Raw genomic sequence first — 18,484 nt, 5'->3', positions numbered from 1 at the left:
GTTCTTCTCCTAAATGTGATTCATCGGTGTGGACGCACGCATGACGCCCACTCAATATTCTTGGATGTAATTAATGAAATTCTTTGCTTAAAAAAAGGGGTGCTCAGCAATGGCTCGGCACCCCCTTCTGTGGACCGCGCAGCACGCCGCACGATCCGCCTTTTAAGACTTAAGCCTGCTCGGAGACTTCGACGAAGTCGTCGCCGCCGGCCTTGACCATCTCAACGACTTCGTTGGTGGCGTTGGCACGGCCTTCCAGGATCGCATCGGCCACGCCGCGTGCGTACAGGGTGATCGCCTTCGACGAGTCGTCGTTGCCTGGGATCACGTGGGTCACGCCATCTGGCGAGTGGTTGGTATCGACGATGCCGATGACCGGGATGCCCAGCTTGCCGGCTTCGGTGATGGTGCCCTTGTGGTAGCCGACGTCGACGACGAAGATCGCGTCAGGAATGCCGCCCAGGTCCTTGATGCCGCCGATCGACTTCTTCAGCTTTTCCATTTCGCGCGAGAACATCAGCGCTTCTTTCTTCGACAGCTTCTCGACCGAACCGTCTTCGACTTGCGCTTCCATGTCCTTCAGGCGCTTGATCGAGGTCTTGATCGTCTTGAAGTTGGTCAGCATGCCGCCCAGCCAGCGCTGGTCGACGTAAGGAACACCAGCGCGCTGGGCTTCAGCGGCGATGATGTCGCGCGCCTGGCGCTTGGTGCCGACCATCAGGATGGTGCCGCGGTTGGCCGAGATCTGCTTGATGGTCTTCATCGCATCCTGGTACATCGCCATGGTCTTTTCCAGGTTGATGATGTGGATCTTGTTGCGATGACCGAAGATGAACGGTGCCATCTTTGGGTTCCAGAAACGGGTCTGGTGGCCGAAGTGGATACCGGCTTCCAGCATTTCACGCATAGTAACGGACATGTAATTCTCCAGGGTTAAGTCTTGAATATCGGCCAGTCACCTCGAGGGCACCCTTTGAGGCCGATTTCGCGATTTTGTTTCAATAAAAGGTGTTTGCCCAAACAGCCAACCAAGTAGCCAATCAAGCAACATTGCTGGACCTCAGCCCAAGCAACCCGAGATTCTAGCGGGATTTCGCCCGTCTTTCAAGTGCCCCGTTCGCAATCCGCGTAAGGGTTTCCCTTGTCCTGCCCGCGCTACGAAGGCAGCCTCCCCTTCCGGGCCGGGCAACGGCCTTGTCTATCCTTTATAATGCAGGGAATGATTGCGGGGGCTTCACAGCCCGGCGCGCACAACTTTTACCGAAGCCACTATGTCCATCTCCATCAAAACCCCGGAAGAAATCGAAGGCATGCGCCTGGCCGGCCGCCTCGGCGCCGAAGTGCTCGACTACATCACGCCCTTCGTGAAGGCCGGCGTCACCACCGGCGAACTCGACCGCCTGTGCCACGAATACATGATCAATGTCCAAGGCACCACGCCGGCACCGCTGAACTATGCGCCCCCGGGCTACCCGCCCTTCCCGAAGGCGGTCTGCACCTCGCTCAACGACGTGATCTGCCACGGCATTCCGGGCGACAAGGTACTGAAAAACGGCGACGTGATGAACATCGACGTCACCATCATCACCAAGGATGGCTTCCACGGCGACAACAGCCGCATGTTCTTCATCGGCGAGCCCTCGATCCTGGCCAAGCGCCTGACCGAAGTCACCTACGAGTGCATGTGGCTCGGCATCTCGAAAGTCAAGCCGGGTGCGCACCTGGGCGACATCGGGTACGCGATCCAGCAGCACGCCGAGAAAAACGGCTACAGCGTGGTGCGCGAGTTCTGCGGCCACGGCATCGGCCGCGTCTTCCATGAAGAGCCGCAGGTTCTGCACTATGGCAAGCCGGGCACGCTCGACAAGCTGGAACCGGGCATGATCTTCACGATCGAGCCGATGATCAACGCAGGCCGCCGCGAAATCAAGGAAATGCCGGACGGCTGGACCATCAAGACCAAGGACCGCAGCCTGTCGGCCCAGTGGGAACACATGATCCTGGTGACGGAAACCGGCTACGAAGTGCTGACGACCTCCGCCGGCACGCCGCCGCCGCCCGCCTTCATCACGACGGCGTCCTCCGCCCAGAAAGAAGCCGTCCAGGCCTGAGATCCGCCGTGTCCGCCCTCCTCGACCAGGCCCGCCCGGAACTGAAAGCCCGGCTCAAAACCGAGCGCCAGGCCCTGTTCCACGCCTTCCGCGAGGACGGCAAGCCCGAAAAGCTGCTGCGCGGGCTGCGCCAGTGCGTCGACGACATCCTGGGCGAGGCCTGGGCTGCCGCGCGCCTGCCCGCCCATACGGCCCTGGTCGGGGTCGGCGGCTACGGCCGCGGCGAACTGTTCCCGCACTCCGACGTCGACCTCCTGATCCTGCTTGGCGCCCCGCCCGACGCCATTACCCAGGCCAAGCTCGAATCGCTGGTGCAGCTGCTGTGGGACCTCGGCCTCGAGATCGGGCACAGCATCCGCACGGTCGACGAGTGCATGAGCGAGTCGGCCGCCGACATCACGGTGCAAACCAGCCTGCTCGAAGCGCGCCTCGTGTCGGGCGACGCCGCCCTGTTCGACCAGCTGCAGCAGCGCTACCAGGAAGCCCTCGACCCGCGCGCCTTCTTCCAGGCCAAGACCGCCGAGATGCGCCTGCGCCATGCGAAGTACGAATACACGGCCTTTGCGCTGGAGCCGAACTGCAAGGAAAGCCCGGGCGCGCTGCGCGACCTGCAGGTGATCCTGTGGGTGGCCAAGGCCGCCGGCCTGGCCAATACCTGGGGCCAGTTCGCCACGCGCGAACTGATCACCCATGAGGAAGCGCGCCAGCTGATGGAGAAGGAGCGCGCCTTCAAGGACATCCGGGTGCGCCTGCACCTGTACACCGGGCGGCGCGAAGACCGCCTGCTGTTCGACGTGCAGACGGCGATTGCCGAGACCTTCGGCCTGACCAGCGACGCGCCCGGCGAAGGCGCGCGCCGCGCCTCGGAATACCTGATGCAGCGCTACTACTGGGCCGCCAAGACGGTGACCCAGTTGAATACGATCCTGCTGCAGAACATCGAAGCGCTGCTGTTCCCCCAGCCCTCGGTGCCGGTGCCGATCAACGCCTGCTTCAACGAGGTCAACGGCTTCATCGACATCGCCCGCGACGACACCTTCGAGACCACCCCGAGCGCGCTGCTCGAGATCTTCGTGGCGATGACCGAGCGCCCCGAGATCAAGGGCATGACCGCGCGCACCACGCGCGCGCTCTGGCACGCGCGCAACCTGATCGACGAGGCCTACCGGACGGACCCGGTCAACCGTGCCCACTTCCTGCGCATCCTGAAGGCGCCGGTGGGCCTGGTGCACGCGCTGCGCCGCATGAACGACATGGGCATCCTGGGGCGTTACCTGCCCAACTTCCGGCGCATCGTCGGCCAGATGCAGCACGACCTGTTCCACGTCTACACGGTGGACCAGCACATCATGATGGTGGTGCGCAACCTGCGCCGCTTCACGATGAGCGAGCACGCGCACGAATACCCGTTCTGCAGCCAGCTGATCGCCAATTTCCGCGACCGCTGGCTGCTGTACGTGGCCGCCCTGTTCCACGATATCGCCAAGGGCCGCGGCGGCGACCATTCGCTGCTCGGGAAAGAGGACGCCCTCGAATTCTGCCGCGATCACGGCATCAACGACGCGGACACGGAGCTGGTGGTGTTCCTGGTGGAGCAGCACCTGACGATGTCGCAGGTCGCGCAGAAGCAGGACCTGTCCGACCCGGACGTGATCGAAGGATTCGCCGCCCTCGTCAAGGACGAGCGCCACCTGACCGCCCTCTACCTGCTGACGGTCGCGGACATCCGCGGCACCAGCCCCAAGGTGTGGAATGCCTGGAAGGCGAAGCTGCTGGAGGACCTGTACCGGATCACCCTGCGCGTGCTCGGCGGCGAGCCGCATTCGGCCGACCGCGAGCTGCGCATGCGCCAGCAGGAAGCCCTCGCCACGCTGCGCCTGTTCGGGCTGCCGGCGAACGCGCACGAGGCGCTCTGGGACCAGCTCGACGTGGTGTATTTCCTGCGTCACGACGCTTCCGACATCGCCTGGCAGACCCGATTCCTGCACGACAAGCTGAAAAGCGAGAAACCGGTGGTCAAGGCGCGCCTGGCGCCGATCGGCGAAGGCTTGCAGGTGGCCGTCTACGTGAAGGACCAGCCGGACCTGTTCGCGCGCATCTGCAGCTATTTCGACCGCAAGAACTTCAGCATCCTCGACGCCAAGATCCACACCACGCGCGACGGCTACGCCCTCGACAGCTTCCTCGTCACCGAGGAAAACTTCGCCAGGCACTACCGCGACATCATCAGCCTGATCGAGCACGAGCTCTCCCGGCTGCTGGAGGAGCAGGCGCCGCTGCCGCCGCTATCGCCAACTCCGCGCGCGCGCCTGTCGCGCCTGTCGCGCCACTTCCCGGTCGCGCCCAGCGTCGAACTGCGTCCCGACGAGCGCGGCCAGCACTACCTGCTCTCGATTGCCGCCAACGACCGTACCGGCCTGCTGTATGCGATCGCCAGCGTGCTCGCCCGCTACCGCATCAATGTGCACACGGCCAAGATCATGACCCTGGGCGAGCGCGTCGAGGACGTGTTCCTCGTCGACGGCAGCAGCCTGAACAATCCGCGCGTGCTGGTCCAGCTCGAAACCGAGCTGCTCGACGCGCTGGCGATCTGACCAATCAGCTTCACTTCGATTGCCTCACTTAACCGTTTTTTGCTTTTTCCTTCTTTCGACCTATGACCGAACCGCTCCGCCTCTCCAAACGAATGTCCGAACTCGGCCTGTGCTCGCGCCGCGAAGCCGATGAATGGATCGCCCGCGGCTGGGTGCGGGTCGACGGCAAGGTCGTCTCGGAACTGGGCAGCAAGGTGCTGCCCAGCCAGCGCATCACCGTCGAGCGCCAGGCCGCGGCCGAGCAGAGCAAGCGCGTGACCATCCTCATCAACAAGCCGATGGGCTATGTGTCGGGCCAGGCCGAGGACGGCTATACGCCGGCGGTGGCCCTGATCAAGCCCGAAAACCGCTGGGCCGAGGACACGGCGCCCGAGCAGTTCCACCCTACCCAGCTGCGTTCGCTGGTGCCGGCCGGCCGGCTCGACATCGATTCGGTGGGCCTGCTGGTACTGACCCAGGACGGGCGCGTCGCCAAGCAGCTGATCGGCGAGACCACCGACATCGACAAGGAATACCTGGTGCGGGTGCAGTACACCAAGCCCGGCAAGCTGCCCGACAGCGACCTGAAAAAGCTGAACCACGGCCTGTGGATGGACGGCAAGCCGCTGCTGCCGGCCAAGGTGCGCTGGCAGAACGAGGACCAGCTCAGTTTTACCCTGCGCGAGGGAAAAAAGCGCCAGATCCGCCGCATGTGCGACATGGTCGGCCTGAAGGTGGTCGGCCTGAAACGCGTGCGGATCGGGCGCGTCAAACTGGGCGACCTGCCGGTCGGGCAGTGGCGCTACCTGCAGGCGGACGAGCAGTTCTGAGGCCGGCGCTCCACCCTACGCGGCCGAGGCTTCCCGCTTCGGCACCGTCGCCGGCTTGGCGGCACCCTTCTTCTTCGGCTTGCGCCGGAACTTCAGCCAGACGACGATCCCGGTCACAAAGAACGCCAGCGGTGCCAGGCCGAGCAAGCTGATGAAGAGCTTGCCGGCCGCGCCGAAGGCTTCGCCGCTGTGCAGCGGGAACAGCGCGGCCAGGAAGCGATCGCCGCCGCTGCCGCGCAGCGGGTCGGCCACGCGCAGGACGCTGCCGTCGCGGGCGTCGATGCTGATCCGGGTCGCGCCCGGCCCCTGGCGCAGCTCGCCCGGCTGGCGCACCCGCACTTCCCAGGGCTGGCTGGCGCCGGCCGGGAAATTCACCCGCCCGACCCTGGCCTCGGGATAGCGCGCCTGGGCCGCCGCCATGGCCTCCGCCAGCGACAGCGCGGGCAAGGCGGTGCTGCTCCGGTTGACCGGCTTGTCGTTGGGCGTGACCGTCGCCACCGTCCCGACTAGCGGCGCCACCCAGGCCGGCATGTTGAAGTGCACCCCCGAGAAGGCCATGAACAGCAGCGGCGGCGCGCACAAGGCGCCCGCCGAGCGGTGCAGCTGGAAGCTGAAACGCGGCCAGGAGCCGCCGAAACGTACCGACAGGGCATGCACGATCGCCGAGCGCGTCATGCGCGGCCACCAGATCACGATGCCCGTCAGCGTCATCAGGGCCAGGGCCACGCCCTGCACGGCAATCACGACCTTCCCGGCCTCGCCGGACAGCAGGTAGCGGTGGAAGTGGAACAGGGTCGGCACCAGCAGCGGCCGCGACAGCCCCGCCTCGCCCCAGTTGCGCTCGCCCAGCACAGCGAGATTGGCCGGATCGACCATCACCTGGCGCGTCACCGCCTGCTCCCAGTTCGAGGCCGGCTTGCCCGGCCGGTACCAGGCGACGTACACCTCGCCGGCCCGTTCGGGCAGCATCAGCATCGACGGCTTGCCGTAGCGGGCATCGGCCGCCAGCAGGTCGTGCACGGCCTGGGCCTGGGCGGGCCGTACGCGCAGCGGTTCGCCTTCGCGCATGGCAGGCGGCGGCGCCACATGCAGCAGGCCGGGATTGAGCAGCGCGTCGAGTTCGTGCACCCAGCTCAAGGCCGCGCCGGTCAAGCCCTGCAAGACCAGGATGGTGCCGAAAATGAGGCCGGTCCACAGGTGGACGGTACGAAAAAGTGGTTTCATGAAAAAGATTGGATGAGAATCGTTCGCAACAACTTGTATTTGCGAATGTTAATCGTTATCATTTGCGATTGTACATTGCAAATTGGCAAACCGCCTCATCACCGGGAGAATAATGAAGAAACTGAAGCCGCTGCCCCTCGCCGTCGCCACCGCCTGCTCGCTGATGGTCCTCTCCCCCGCCTACGCCCAGCAGACCGACGCTGAAACCGAGGGCATGGCTTCCGTGGTGGTGACCGCCACCCGCGGCGCCAAGGCAGTCGACAAGATCCCGGGCGCGGTCACGGTGATCGGCCAGAAGGACCTGTCGATGCAATACCAGGTCGCCGACGATCCGTCGGCGGCGCTGGCGACGTTTGTTCCCGGCTATGCGCCGAGCCGCCAGAAGATGAGCTCGACCGGCGAATCGCTGCGCGGGCGCCAGCCGCTGATCCTGCTCGACGGCATTCCACAATCGAATCCGCTGCGCGCCGGCATGCGCGAAGGGTATTTCGCCGACAGCGCCATCATCGAACGCATCGAAGTCATCAGCGGCGCCTCGGCCGTCCAGGGCATGGGCGCGACCGGCGGCATCATCAATTACATCACGAAGTCGCCCAAGACCAACGGCACGCAGGTCGGCGTCAATGCGCGCGCCTCGACCCAGTTCCGGTCCGACAATCTCGACTGGAAGACCGGCGTCTCGGTCACCCACAAGAACGACGACTTCGACATGCTCGGCTACGCGAGCGTGCAGCGCCGCGGCATGAGCTACGACGGCCGCGGGCGCCGCGTCGGCATCGACAACGTGCAGGGCGACACCCTGGACACCCACGGCCACGACCTGTTCGTCAAACTCGGCAAGGACTTCGGCGACCAGCGGATTCAATTGACGCTGAACCGCTTCAACATGCAAGGCGACGGCGACTACCGGAATGCGCCGGGCGTGGTGGTCGAAGGCGTGCCGACCAGCTCCGTGCGCGGCACCCCCGAAGGCCTGCCGCCGGAAAACAAGGTGACCAGCACCAGCCTCGATTATCGCCACGCCAACCTGGCCGGCGGCGCCTTCACCGCCCAGCTTTTCAAGCAGGACTTCGAAGCCCTGTATGGTTCGACCCAGGTCGCCACCTTCCAGGACCCGGCCATCGATCCGACCCGCAAGTTGTGGGACCAGTCGCACATCGTCGCCGACAAGCTCGGCTCGCGCATCACCTGGGTGCGTCCGGACGCCTTCGTCCAGGACCTCGAGCTGACGCTCGGCCTCGACCTGCTGCGCGACCATACGCTGCAACGCCTCGCGACCACCAACCGCACCTGGGTGCCGGAACTGAAGTTCGAGTCGCACGCGCCTTTCGTCCAGCTCGAATACGAATTCGGCCCGGTGACGGTACGCGGCGGCCTGCGCCACGAGAACGCCAAGCTCGACGTCGACACCTACACCACCCTGGCCGCCTACAACGGCGGCCAGCGGGTCGAAGGCGGTTCGACCGAATTCTCGAAGGCGGTCAAGAACATCGGCGCCGTCTGGCGCTTCGCCCCCGAATGGTCGGCGTTTGCCGGCAGCTCCGAAGGCTTCGGCCTGCCGGATGCCGGCCTGGTGCTGCGCGGCGTGAACATCCCGAACCAGTCGGTCTCGAACCTGATCAACCTGCAGCCCATCGTCACCCGCAACAACGAGATCGGCATCAACTGGCGCGGCGCCCGCGGCCAGGTCGGCCTGTCGCGCTACGATTCGCGCTCCAAGCTCGGCAGCGTGCTGCGCATCACGGCGGGGGTCGGCCGGGTCGAGCGCCTGCCGACCGTCGTCAAGGGCTGGGAAGTGAGCGGCGACTGGCGTCCGACGAAGGACTGGTCGGTCTTCGGCAACTACGCCCGCACCGATGGCAAGACGGCCGCCACCCAGGGCGCCCCGCTCGATCTCGCGCTGGGCGCGCGCACCCAGGGTCCGAACAAGGCCGTGCTCGGCACCGACTGGCGCCCGCTGCCCGGCGCCCAGCTGCGCCTGCAGGCGACCCACCTGTTCGACCGCGACATCAACATCGGCCGCAGCGTCGGCGCCACCAAACTCGAGGAACACTTCAAGGGCTATACCCTGGTCGACCTGGCATCGAGCATGGATACCGCGTATGGCCGCATAGGTGTGAGCATCGAGAACCTGCTCGACAAGCAGTACGTCGGCTACTACTCGCAATCGGCCGCCGCCCTCGACGCCGGCAACACCTATGCGGGCCGCGGGCGGACCCTGGCCGTGACCTGGAGCCGGATGTTTTGATGGGCGCGTCGGACCGGCGCTCACGCGCCGATCACGTGGAGCCCGATATCCGCGAACAGGTGCGCCGCCATCGCATGCTCGAGCCCATAGCGCCAGTACAGGATGCCAAAGGCGATCCCGCCGATGGCATTGAGCAGGATGGCGCGCGAAACGACGACCGGCGTCAGCGGCCAGGCCTGGGCCGTCGCCGGCAGGTGGAGCAAGCCGAACACCAGCGCCGCGACCACGACGCCGAGCAGGACGAGCCCGACACCCGGCGCATGCTTGCGCCCGGACAGCTTCCACGCCGCCCAGACGACGAGCGTCATCAGGAACAGGCGGCACATCAGTTCCTCGGTGATGCCTCCATACAGGCTGGCGAGCGCCCTCTTCCATAATGCGATCGTTTCCTCCGGCGGTGCGGAGAGAGGCGGCAGGTAGGCCTGGAACCCCAGGTCGAGCACCTTGATCAGTCCGCCCGCCAGCAGGCCGGTGGCGCAGGCGACCAGCCAGGTCCGCGCCACGAAGGCCGGCATCGCGCTGCGGTAGGCCAGCGCCCGCGCGAACGGCGCGTCGAAGCCGATGTCGCTGCCGCAGCGCAAGCCGATCCAGGCCAGCAGCAGGAGCAAGGCGCCGCCCTGCACGAACTGCGCCAGCGCGAAGACCGGCAGCGGCACCGGGATGCGCGCTGCCAGCGCCGGCTGCATCGCGAACACATACGGCAGCACCGCCAGCGTGGCCAGCGCGCCGCACAGCGCCAGCAGGAGCGCCAGGCGCAACTGCGGGCGACGTGTCGTGGTCACCTCATTCACCGGCACGTTCCAGCCGCTTGAAGCGGACCATGGACCGGAAACGACGCCGGAGGCTCCGGGTACGGCACGGCGGCGAGAGCGAGCGATACAGGCACCATCGCGCCGCATGGATCGAAGGTCGATTTGTTCATCTCATGATTCCTTTCCGGGTCCCCTGGAGAGATCGATTGCCGACGCCACGATGTCCTGCACGACGGCGGGGTTCAAGCAAGACAAGATGGCCGGTCTTCGCGCCGCGGCGGTCGGCGCGCACCCTGAAGGCCTTGCCGGCGTCGATGTTTCGATTAGTCTCCGATGAGATATTCATCGAAATACTAAGGCAGTACTGTCGGGCTATCAATACGCACGACATCGGGGCCGGGGCAGGCCGGCCCGGCCAAAATCCGCCATATTGACGGCCCCTTTCACGATTGCATGTTCTGTTGGCGTGGCGTAGCATGCAACGGCTTGCCGCCGGTCACGAGCTGGCGGTGCGACATTTTTCAACAAGGAAGATAAATGAAAACGGAAATCCTGCCGTACAGCCAGACCCGGTCCTTCATGACCATTGCGCTGATCGAGTTGTGGGAGCGCTTCGGCTATTACGGCATGCAGGCGCTGATCGTGTACTTCATGGTGCAGCGCATGGGCTTCGAAGACAGCCGCGCCAACCTGGTCTGGGGCGCCGCCGCGGCCCTGATCTACGTCGCACCCGCCATCGGCGGCTGGATCGGCGACAAGGTGCTCGGCACCCGCCGCTGCATGATCCTCGGCGCCATCATCCTGACCCTCGGCTATGCGCTGATGTCGATACCGACCGTCAACACCTGGTTCCTGTTCTCGGCGCTCGGCGTGATCGTGGTCGGCAACGGCCTGTTCAAGCCGAACACCGCCAACCTGGTGCGCAAGATCTACGAAGGCGACGACTCGAAAATCGACAGCGCCTTTACCATCTACTACATGGCCGTGAACGTCGGCTCGACCTTCTCGATGCTGGCCACCCCTGCCATCAAGGACTATGTCAACGCCACCTGGGGCAATGAGCTGGGCTGGCACGTCGCCTTCTCCGTATGCAGCGTCGGCCTGATGATCGGCCTGCTGACCGTGATGCTGATGCGCGCCACCATCCGCCACGTCGGCTCGCTGCCGGACGACATGCCGCTCGACAAGGGCAAGCTGGCGATGGTGCTGGCGGGCGGCGTGGTCGCCGTCGGCCTGTCGGCCGTCATCCTGCAATACCAGAGCCTGGCGCGCATCTTCGTCTACCTGGCCGGCGTCGTGGTGCTGGGCATCTTCGCCCACCTGATCCGCAAGAGCGAGCCGAGCGAACGCGCGGGCCTGATCGCCGCCCTGGTGCTGACGCTGCAGACCGTGTTCTTCTTCATCTTCTACCAGCAGATGTCGACCTCGCTGTCGCTGTTCGCGCTGCGTAACGTCGACCTCGAATTCACCGTGCTCGGCGCGCACCTGTGGACCTGGTCGCCGGCGCAGTTCCAGGCCCTGAACGCGATCTGGATCATGGTGCTGTCCCCGGTGCTGGCCTGGATGTACACCCGCGCCGGGCGTACCGGTTCCGACCTGTCGATCGCCGGCAAGTTCGCGCTCGGCTTCGCGGTGGTCGCCGCCGGCTTCTTCACCTATGGCTTCGCCGGCCACTTCGCGGTCGACGGCCTGACCTCGTCGTGGATCATGATCGCCGGCTACGGCCTGTATTCGCTGGGCGAACTGCTGGTCTCCGGCCTCGGCCTGGCGATGGTGGCGCGCTACGTGCCGGCCCGCATGGGCGGCTTCATGATGGGCGCCTATTTCGTGGCCAGCGGCATTTCGCAATACCTGGGCGGCGTGGTGGCGAACTTCGCCAGCGTCCCGCAAGGCATGACCGACCCGCTGCAGACGCTGCCGATCTACACCAGCCTGTTCAACAAGCTGGGCATCGCCGCCGTGCTGTGCACCCTGATCGCGCTGGCCGTGCTGCCGATGATGCGCAAGCTGACGGCGGCGCACCACGCGCACCAGTAACACATGTCGCATGCAAGGGCCGGTTTTCCGGCCCTTTTTTCATGGGGAATCCAGATGACGATCCTGAACACCGAACGGCTGCGGCTCGAGCCGATCGACGACCGCCACTTCGACGGCCTGCAGGCGATGAACCGGCTGCCCGAGGTGATGCGTTTCATCACGGGCGAACCGGAGACGCCCGAACGCACGCGCGAGATGATCGCGCTCGTCAAGGAGCGCTGGGCTCGCTACGGCTTTTCGTGGTGGGCCTTCATCGAACGCGAAAGCGGGGAGCTGGTCGGCGCCGGCTGCATCCAGTACCTGGGGCGCGATCCCGCCAACCCGCACGAGATCGGCTGGCGCCTGGTGCCGCGCTGCTGGGGACAGGGACTGGCGCTGGAGGCGGCGCAGGCAATGGCCGGCTGGGCCTTCGACACCCTGGATGCGCCGGAGTTGTACGCTGTCCGCGATCCGGAAAACGCCGCTTCGGCAAAATTGATGGAGCGGCTCGGGATGCGTTACCGCGGCCTGGAAGACTGGTACGGCCGCCCGCACGCGGTCCATGCCCTCACGCGCGCGCAGTGGCAGGAGCGCGGTGTTAAGCGCGCTGCGCCACCAGTGCCAGCAGCGCGTCCGGATTGACCGGTTTGACCAGGTAGTGGTCGAAGCCGGCGGCCTGCGCCCTGGCGCGGTCCTCGGCCTGGCCGTAACCCGACAGGCCGATCGCCACCGGCGCGGCGCCGTTCTCGGCAGCGCGCAGGCGCCTCAGCACTTCCAGCCCGTCCATGCCCGGCAGGCCGATGTCGCAGATGACGACGTCGAAGGCTTCGGCCAGCAGCAGTTCGAGCCCGCCCTGCCCGTCGTGCGCCATGCGCACATCATGCCCTTCCATGTCGAGGAAGGCCTTCAGGGTGTCGGCGGCATCGGGATTGTCCTCGATCACCAGCACCCGGCACGGAGGCGTTTGCGCCCCGCGCTCGGCGGGCGCCGCGGCCTGCGGCAATGCGCAGGCCGGCAGGCGCAGGACGAAGCGGCTGCCCAGGCCGACGCCCGGGCTTTCGGCCCGGATCGTCCCGCCATGCATCGTCACCAGGTTGCGTACCACGTTCAGTCCCACGCCCAGGCCGCCTTCGGAGCGCGCCAGCGAGCGCGGCCCCTGGGTGAACAGGTCGAAGATGTGCGGCAGCACCTCGGGCGCGATGCCGGTGCCGTTGTCGGAGACGGTCGCGACCACTTCGCCATCGACGGCGGCGACCTCCAGGGTGATCATGCCGCCGTCGCCGGTGTACTTGGAGGCATTCCCGAGCAGGTTGGAAAACACCTGGGCCAGGCGCACCCGGTCGCCACAGGTGCCGAGCGGTTCTGCCGGCAACTGCACCTCGAGGTGCTGGCCGCGTTCGCGCACGCGCGGCAGCACGGTTTCCACCGCCTGGTCGACGACTTCGGTGAGGGCCAGCGGTTCGCGCGTGATCGTGATCTTGCCGCTGCTGATGCGGGCGGCGTCGAGCAGGTCGTCGAGCAGGCTCGCCATGTGGTCGACCTGGCGCCGGATGACCTTCGAGAAATTCAGTACCTGGGGCGAGGCGCTGGTCGAGCGCTCCAGCAGCATCGACGACATGCTGATCGGCACCAGCGGGTTGCGCAGCTCGTGCGCCAGCATGGCCAGGAATTCGTTCTGGCGCCGGTTGGTGGCCTCGGCCTCGTCGCGCAGGCTCTGGTCGTTGAGCGCGGCCAGCACCAGGTGTTCGTTGGCCTCGCGCAGGCGCACTACGCTGCGCTCGAGCTCTTCCTTGTCGCGCAGGGCCGCGCGCAGGCGCGCGACCTCGCTCTCGAGGCCGCCGATATGGCGCAGCAGCGCCTCGGTATAGGCGTCGGCCTGGGTCACGACCGGGTCAAGGGAACGTTGCATCGAGCCGGATTCGTCTTCCTGGAACATTCCCTCTCCTCTTCATGGGTTGCCCACGCCGCGGCCTGGCCCGCCACCGAGCACGCCGGCCACTTCGGTGGGCAATTCTTCCACCTCGATGCCGGCATCGGTGATCCGGTACTCGCGCAAATCCTGGCTGTGGTTGGCACCACGCACCTTCACGACGGTCATGAATTTGTGCAGCCTGCCGTCGACCTCGGCGTAGCGCAGGGCCAGCACCGCGTCGGTCAGGTAGGAAATGTTCGCATGGCTCAGCTTGAGCTCGGTGAACACGTCGTCCTGCCCGATGGTGACGATCGCGCTCACGCCTTTCTTGGCGACCGTCGACAGCACGCGGAACACGGCCTGGCGCAGGTCGGTATGGAATTCGGGCGCCATGTACAGCCCGAACTCCGACAGCGAATCGATCACCAGGCGCCTGGCGCCGGTGCGTTCGATCGTGTGCATCAGCTCGTCGATCAGTTCGTCCACGGTCAGGTCGAGCAGGCGGCTCTCGACCACCGTCACGTCGCCGCGCTGCACCATGTCGGCCAGTTCGGCGTTGCGCAGGCGCGGCGTGCCCTTTTCGAAGTACACGGCGACGCCCTTCTCGCCCAGGCGCGCGCCCTCCTGCAGGAAGCGGGTGGCGATGATGGTCTTGCCGGCGCCGGTCGGGCCTACCACCAGCATCGTATGACCCTGCGGCAGGCCGCCGTGCATCATGGCGTCCAGGCCCGGCACGCCGGTCGAGATGCGGCAGGGCTCGCGGTCGATTTCGCCGCCCGGCTGGCGGTCGTCGGCCAGCGCGGGCAGGATGCGCGGGTAGACCCGCAGGCCGTCGTCGGTGATGCGGAAATTGTGCGAGCCCGACAGGTGGGCGCGGCCGCGCATCTTCATGACGCGCATCTTGCGCACCACCGTGTTGTGCTCGTGCACCTGATTCAGCGACAGCATGCCGTCGGCCACCGTCATGATCGGGTTCGCTTCCGGGTCGGTACTGGCGTACTCGCCGATCAGGAAGGTGGTCGCCTGCCAGCTCGTCATGCGCGTGCCCAGTTCCTGGATGAAGTACTGGAGGTCGGCCACGCCCTCGTTGCCGGATTTCGCCGTCTGCACCACCGAGCGGAACGAATCGACGAACACGAGCGAGGGCGAAAACTCTTCGACCTCGGCCATGATGCGTTCGAGCACGCCGGAAAAATCGCCCGTGCGCAGGCTCTCGCTCAGGTTCACGTAGCGGATCGCGGGACCGACCTTGGTCACGTCGAAGAACGAAAACTGCTGCTGGTAGCGCAGCATCTTGAGCGGGGGCTCGCCCAGCACGGTAAAGAACAGCGCGCGCCGCTCGGGGTTGGCGAGGGCGAACATGATCTGGTGGGCGAACGTCGTCTTGCCGCTGCCCGGAGGACCGGCGACCAGGTTGAACGAGAATTCGGGCAGTCCCCCGCCGAGAAGAGTGTCCAGTCCAGGGACCCCTGTGTTCAACAGGCCCAAGCTTACTTTGTCGGTCATTTACTTCTGCTCCTGTCCATGCTTCTGCTCGTCCGCGCCCGCCGATGCGACCTGTAACAGCTGTTTCGTTAGCGCTTCGCCGATCAAATTGCCCAGCAGCGTGGTGAAAGTACCAAGCAAGGCGCCGTTCGCCGCCTCCGCATACTCGGGTCCTATCTCGTTCAGGGTTCTGGTCAGGGACGTGAACAGGTCAGCCAGCGGACGCGCGCTGTCGCAGGTAGCCAGGCCTTCGAAGCGCACGCTCGAGAGGCGCAGTGCGCGCCCGAAGAGCGCGCAGAAGCCGCTCTCGCCGATCAGGGGCGTGAGCTGTACGCTCAGGCGCAGCCAGGGCTGCACCAGGGCGGCGACGGCCGGAACCTCGCCCCCGGCTGTTCCCGGGTGGCTGGGCCTGCTCGTCGCGTCGGCATCGTTTGTCGACCGTGGCCGCCGGCCTTCGTTGTGGTCCATGCTCGCTGTTCAGCTGTCGTTCGTTATTGTTCCGCCTGCCTTGTGGCCGGCTGGCCCACGATTATAAGGGCAATGTGAACAATTTTTACAAAAGAATACGCCTGCAGCGCGCAACGGTGGCGCAGCGCTGCTCCCATCCGTCAAAACTTGCTAGCCGTACTAGTTTCCCTGCGACATAATGCAAATCAGCAAACGGCATGTTTTTAACATAAGGATGGAAAGATGATGCAGACGAAGCTCGGGGCCGCGCTGTGCGTGGCGGGACTCATCGTGGCCAACGGCGCGCTGGCGGCTGGCGCCGCAGCGCCTGCGGCAACAGCCACTGCCGCGCGCGCCGCGTCCAAGGGTGCGGCAAGCGCCGCGGCGGACCGGGCCTTTGCCGCGATCCACCAGGCCGAGTGGACATGGCGTGTGGAACAGCGCCTGGCCAGCGACGAAGGCGCGCGCGGCCGGGTGCGGCCCGAACTGCCGCGCGTCGACGCCGCCAGCCAGGCCCGGCGCCTGGCCTACTGGCAGGACGTGCTGCGCCGCCTGGACGGCATCGCCCCGAACGCGCTGTCGGCGCCGCAGCGCATCAATTACCAGGTCTACCGCGCCCAGATCGCCGCCTTCGTCGAGGAATTGCGCTTCCGCGAGTACGAAGCGCCCGTCAATGCCGACAGCGCCTTCTGGACCGACGTGACCTATGGCGCGCGCCAGCCGTTCGCAGAGCTCGACGATTACCGCAACTACCTCCGGCAGCTGGCCAGCCTGCCCCGTTATTTCGACGAGCAGCTCGCCAACATGCGCGCCGGCCTGGCGCGCGGCTTCACGCCGCCGAAAGTCACCCTCAAGGGCCGCGACGCCGCCCTCGCCTCGGTGGCCGGCGCCAAGCCCGAGGACACCGTCTTCTTCACGCCCTTCAAGGACATGCCGGCGTCGATCCCGGCCGCCGAGCAGGCCTCGCTGCGCGCCCAGGCCGTGACCGCCATCCGCGAGCAGGTGCAGCCGGCCTATGCCGGCGTATTGACATTCATGCGCGAGCAGTACATGCCGGGCGCGCGCGAAGCGCTCGCGGCCGAGAGCCTGCCCGACGGCAAAGCCTATTACCAGTCGAAGATCGTCGAGTACACGACGACGCACATGAGCGCCGACGAGATCCACCGCATCGGCCTGGCCGAAATGGCGAAGATCCGCGCCGAGATGGCGGCCGTCATCGCCCAGACCGGCTTCAAGGGCGACCTGCCCGCCTTCCTCCAGTACCTGCGCACCGATCCGCGTTTTTATGCGAAGACGCCCGAAGAGCTCCTGATGCGCGCTGCCTGGACGGCGAAGAAATTCGACGCCAAGGCCGGCCAGTATTTCGGCTACCTGCCGCGCCAGCGCTTCGCGATCCGCCCGGTACCAAGCGACCAGGCGCCCTACTACACGGCCGGACGCGGCGGCCCAGGCGTCTACCTCGTCAACACCTATAACCTCCCGGCGCGCGCGCTCTACAGCCTGCCGGCGCTGACCCTGCACGAGTCGGCGCCCGGCCACGCCTTCCAGATGCCGGTCGCGCTCGAGCAGAAAGGCGTGCCGCCGTTCCGCCGCGCCTACATCTCGGCCTTCGGCGAAGGCTGGGCCCTGTACACCGAGCGCCTGGGCGTCGAGATGGGCATGTACGAGACGCCCTACGAGGTGTTCGGCATGCTCAGCTACCAGGCCTGGCGCGCCTCGCGCCTGGTGGTCGACACGGGGATCCACGCCAAGGGCTGGACGCGCGAGCAGGCGCAGGCCTACCTGAGCGAAAACACCGCCCTGTCCAGCCACGAGGTGGAAACCGAAGTCGACCGCTACATCTCCTGGCCGGGCCAGGCGCTGTCCTATTACCTGGGGCAGATGGCGATCATGGAAGCACGCGCGAAAGCGGAACGGGCGCTGGGACCGAAGTTCGACATCCGCCACTTCCACGACACCGTGCTGCAGCTCGGTTCGGTGCCGCTGCCGGTGCTGGCAAGCCGGATCGACCGCTTCATCGCGGAAGGCGGGCCGAGCCCGTATCCGAAGGATCGCTGAACCGGGGCCGGTCGAACGCTCTCACGCCCGGCACCCGCGAACGCGCACGCTGGTTGACCGTGCTGCTGCTCATGCTGGGCGGCAGCACGGTGCTCGCCCTGGCTTGAAGGCCTCCTAGTCCCGCGACAGCGTCGCGTACATCAGCGCGATCCACTCCTCGAGTTGTCGCTCGTAGAGCTTGTCGTCCCGGCCCCATAGACTGTTGACCGCCATGCCCCGGATCAGGTTCAGGGTGAGGTTGAGGACAGTCTCGGCACGTTCGGGCCGCATGCCCGCTTCGACGAAGGTCTTGAGCCAGATTCCATTCACGGTTTGGCGGTACTCCTGCATGACCGGCAAGAGGCGCGCCATCAACGCCGGGTCGGTGCGCGCGACCATGACCACCTCCAGAGCCGCGGTGAAAGGCCAGTCGAAATAGATGCTCAGGCAATCGGTCACGAAGCCTTCGATGGGCGCTTTCGCCGCCTCGGCCGTGTTCGCGCGCTTCTGGCCACGAACGGCGGCGGCCTGGTAGACGGCCGCGGTGGCCGCCACCAGCAACTCCTCCTTCGAAGCGAAATGGTGCATCAGCGCGCCGTTCGACATCTGGGCGCAACTGGCGACCTCCTTGGTGGTCAGGCCGCCGTATCCCTTGCGGATCAACACGTCGATGGCGGCCGCCAGCAACCGCTCGCGGGCTTCGCGCGAACGGTCTTCCTGGCTGCGGCGCTGCCCCAGGGCAGGCTCACGGGCAGCCCCGGCCTCCCCCTCGCCAGCGACGACGGAGGGGCGGTACGCGTCCAGGTTGCTGGCGGAAGTCGTGGAATTGGCTGGAAAGGTGAGCATGCT

At 66.1% G+C, this 18,484-nt stretch carries 14 protein-coding genes; 7 read left to right on the top strand and 7 right to left on the bottom strand.

Translation table 11 applies throughout. The annotated features are described in order from the left end of the window. Nucleotides 1-169: 169 nt before the first annotated feature. Nucleotides 170-919 (bottom strand): 30S ribosomal protein S2, encoded by a 750-nt coding sequence (rpsB, locus tag ACFPAH_RS03445; protein ID WP_379740663.1) that lies wholly within the window; start codon nucleotides 917-919, stop codon nucleotides 170-172. Nucleotides 920-1,271: 352 nt separating this feature from the next. Here rpsB and map point away from each other — a divergent pair, with 352 nt between their 5' ends. The 3 genes from map to ACFPAH_RS03430 all read left to right on the top strand — a co-directional run bounded on the left by map (nucleotide 1,272) and on the right by ACFPAH_RS03430 (nucleotide 5,514). Continuing rightward, complete coding sequence (gene map / locus ACFPAH_RS03440) at nucleotides 1,272-2,111, top strand: type I methionyl aminopeptidase (protein ID WP_379740660.1); 840 nt, start codon at nucleotides 1,272-1,274, stop codon at nucleotides 2,109-2,111. Between the two features lie 8 nt (nucleotides 2,112-2,119). Then, on the top strand, nucleotides 2,120-4,705 hold the full coding sequence (locus tag ACFPAH_RS03435; protein ID WP_379740657.1) for a [protein-PII] uridylyltransferase: 2,586 nt from the start codon (nucleotides 2,120-2,122) through the stop codon (nucleotides 4,703-4,705). A gap of 62 nt (nucleotides 4,706-4,767) precedes the next feature. After that, nucleotides 4,768-5,514: a pseudouridine synthase gene (locus ACFPAH_RS03430; protein ID WP_379740654.1), complete on the top strand. Its 747-nt coding sequence runs from the start codon at nucleotides 4,768-4,770 to the stop codon at nucleotides 5,512-5,514. A 15-nt stretch (nucleotides 5,515-5,529) separates the two neighbouring features. Here ACFPAH_RS03430 and ACFPAH_RS03425 read toward each other — a convergent pair whose 3' ends face one another. Beyond that, on the bottom strand, nucleotides 5,530-6,738 hold the full coding sequence (locus ACFPAH_RS03425) for a PepSY-associated TM helix domain-containing protein (RefSeq protein WP_379740651.1): 1,209 nt from the start codon (nucleotides 6,736-6,738) through the stop codon (nucleotides 5,530-5,532). A gap of 112 nt (nucleotides 6,739-6,850) precedes the next feature. On the opposite strand from ACFPAH_RS03425, the gene ACFPAH_RS03420 reads away from it, so the two are divergent. After that, nucleotides 6,851-8,986 carry a TonB-dependent receptor gene (locus ACFPAH_RS03420; protein WP_379740648.1) on the top strand — a complete coding sequence of 712 codons (2,136 nt, stop codon included), beginning with the start codon at nucleotides 6,851-6,853 and terminating at the stop codon, nucleotides 8,984-8,986. A 20-nt stretch (nucleotides 8,987-9,006) separates the two neighbouring features. Here ACFPAH_RS03420 and ACFPAH_RS03415 read toward each other — a convergent pair whose 3' ends face one another. Next, complete coding sequence (locus ACFPAH_RS03415; RefSeq protein WP_379740645.1) at nucleotides 9,007-9,768, bottom strand: type II CAAX prenyl endopeptidase Rce1 family protein; 762 nt, start codon at nucleotides 9,766-9,768, stop codon at nucleotides 9,007-9,009. Between the two features lie 507 nt (nucleotides 9,769-10,275). On the opposite strand from ACFPAH_RS03415, the gene ACFPAH_RS03410 reads away from it, so the two are divergent. Both ACFPAH_RS03410 and ACFPAH_RS03405 read left to right on the top strand, forming a co-directional pair. Next, entirely contained in the window at nucleotides 10,276-11,775 is a 1,500-nt protein-coding gene (locus ACFPAH_RS03410) for a peptide MFS transporter (protein WP_379740642.1), read from the top strand. A 54-nt stretch (nucleotides 11,776-11,829) separates the two neighbouring features. Beyond that, nucleotides 11,830-12,396 (top strand): GNAT family N-acetyltransferase, encoded by a 567-nt coding sequence (locus ACFPAH_RS03405; protein ID WP_379740639.1) that lies wholly within the window; start codon nucleotides 11,830-11,832, stop codon nucleotides 12,394-12,396. Here the strand turns inward: ACFPAH_RS03405 and ACFPAH_RS03400 are convergent. From ACFPAH_RS03400 to ACFPAH_RS03390, 3 genes are read right to left on the bottom strand one after another with little or no spacing between them, the layout of a single operon-like run. Further along, nucleotides 12,353-13,690 carry a hybrid sensor histidine kinase/response regulator gene (locus ACFPAH_RS03400; RefSeq protein ID WP_379740636.1) on the bottom strand — a complete coding sequence of 446 codons (1,338 nt, stop codon included), beginning with the start codon at nucleotides 13,688-13,690 and terminating at the stop codon, nucleotides 12,353-12,355. The two genes, ACFPAH_RS03405 and ACFPAH_RS03400, sit on opposite strands and share 44 nt — an antisense overlap. A gap of 12 nt (nucleotides 13,691-13,702) precedes the next feature. Further along, nucleotides 13,703-15,172 carry an RAD55 family ATPase gene (locus ACFPAH_RS03395; RefSeq protein WP_379740633.1) on the bottom strand — a complete coding sequence of 490 codons (1,470 nt, stop codon included), beginning with the start codon at nucleotides 15,170-15,172 and terminating at the stop codon, nucleotides 13,703-13,705. Next, on the bottom strand, nucleotides 15,173-15,619 hold the full coding sequence (locus ACFPAH_RS03390) for a hypothetical protein (protein WP_379740630.1): 447 nt from the start codon (nucleotides 15,617-15,619) through the stop codon (nucleotides 15,173-15,175). Between the two features lie 222 nt (nucleotides 15,620-15,841). On the opposite strand from ACFPAH_RS03390, the gene ACFPAH_RS03385 reads away from it, so the two are divergent. Beyond that, nucleotides 15,842-17,656, top strand: a complete 1,815-nt coding sequence (locus ACFPAH_RS03385; RefSeq protein WP_379740627.1) for a DUF885 domain-containing protein — start codon at nucleotides 15,842-15,844, stop codon at nucleotides 17,654-17,656. A gap of 114 nt (nucleotides 17,657-17,770) precedes the next feature. Here ACFPAH_RS03385 and ACFPAH_RS03380 read toward each other — a convergent pair whose 3' ends face one another. Next, a complete protein-coding gene (locus ACFPAH_RS03380; protein WP_379740624.1) occupies nucleotides 17,771-18,481 on the bottom strand; it encodes a TetR/AcrR family transcriptional regulator in 711 nt (236 codons plus the stop codon). Between the last annotated feature and the right edge of the window lie 3 nt (nucleotides 18,482-18,484).

It is taken from the genome of Massilia sp. GCM10023247 (genome assembly GCF_042653325.1).
Taxonomy (GTDB): Bacteria; Pseudomonadota; Gammaproteobacteria; order Burkholderiales; family Burkholderiaceae_D; genus Telluria.
This window is presented reverse-complemented; position numbering and strand designations above follow the sequence as displayed.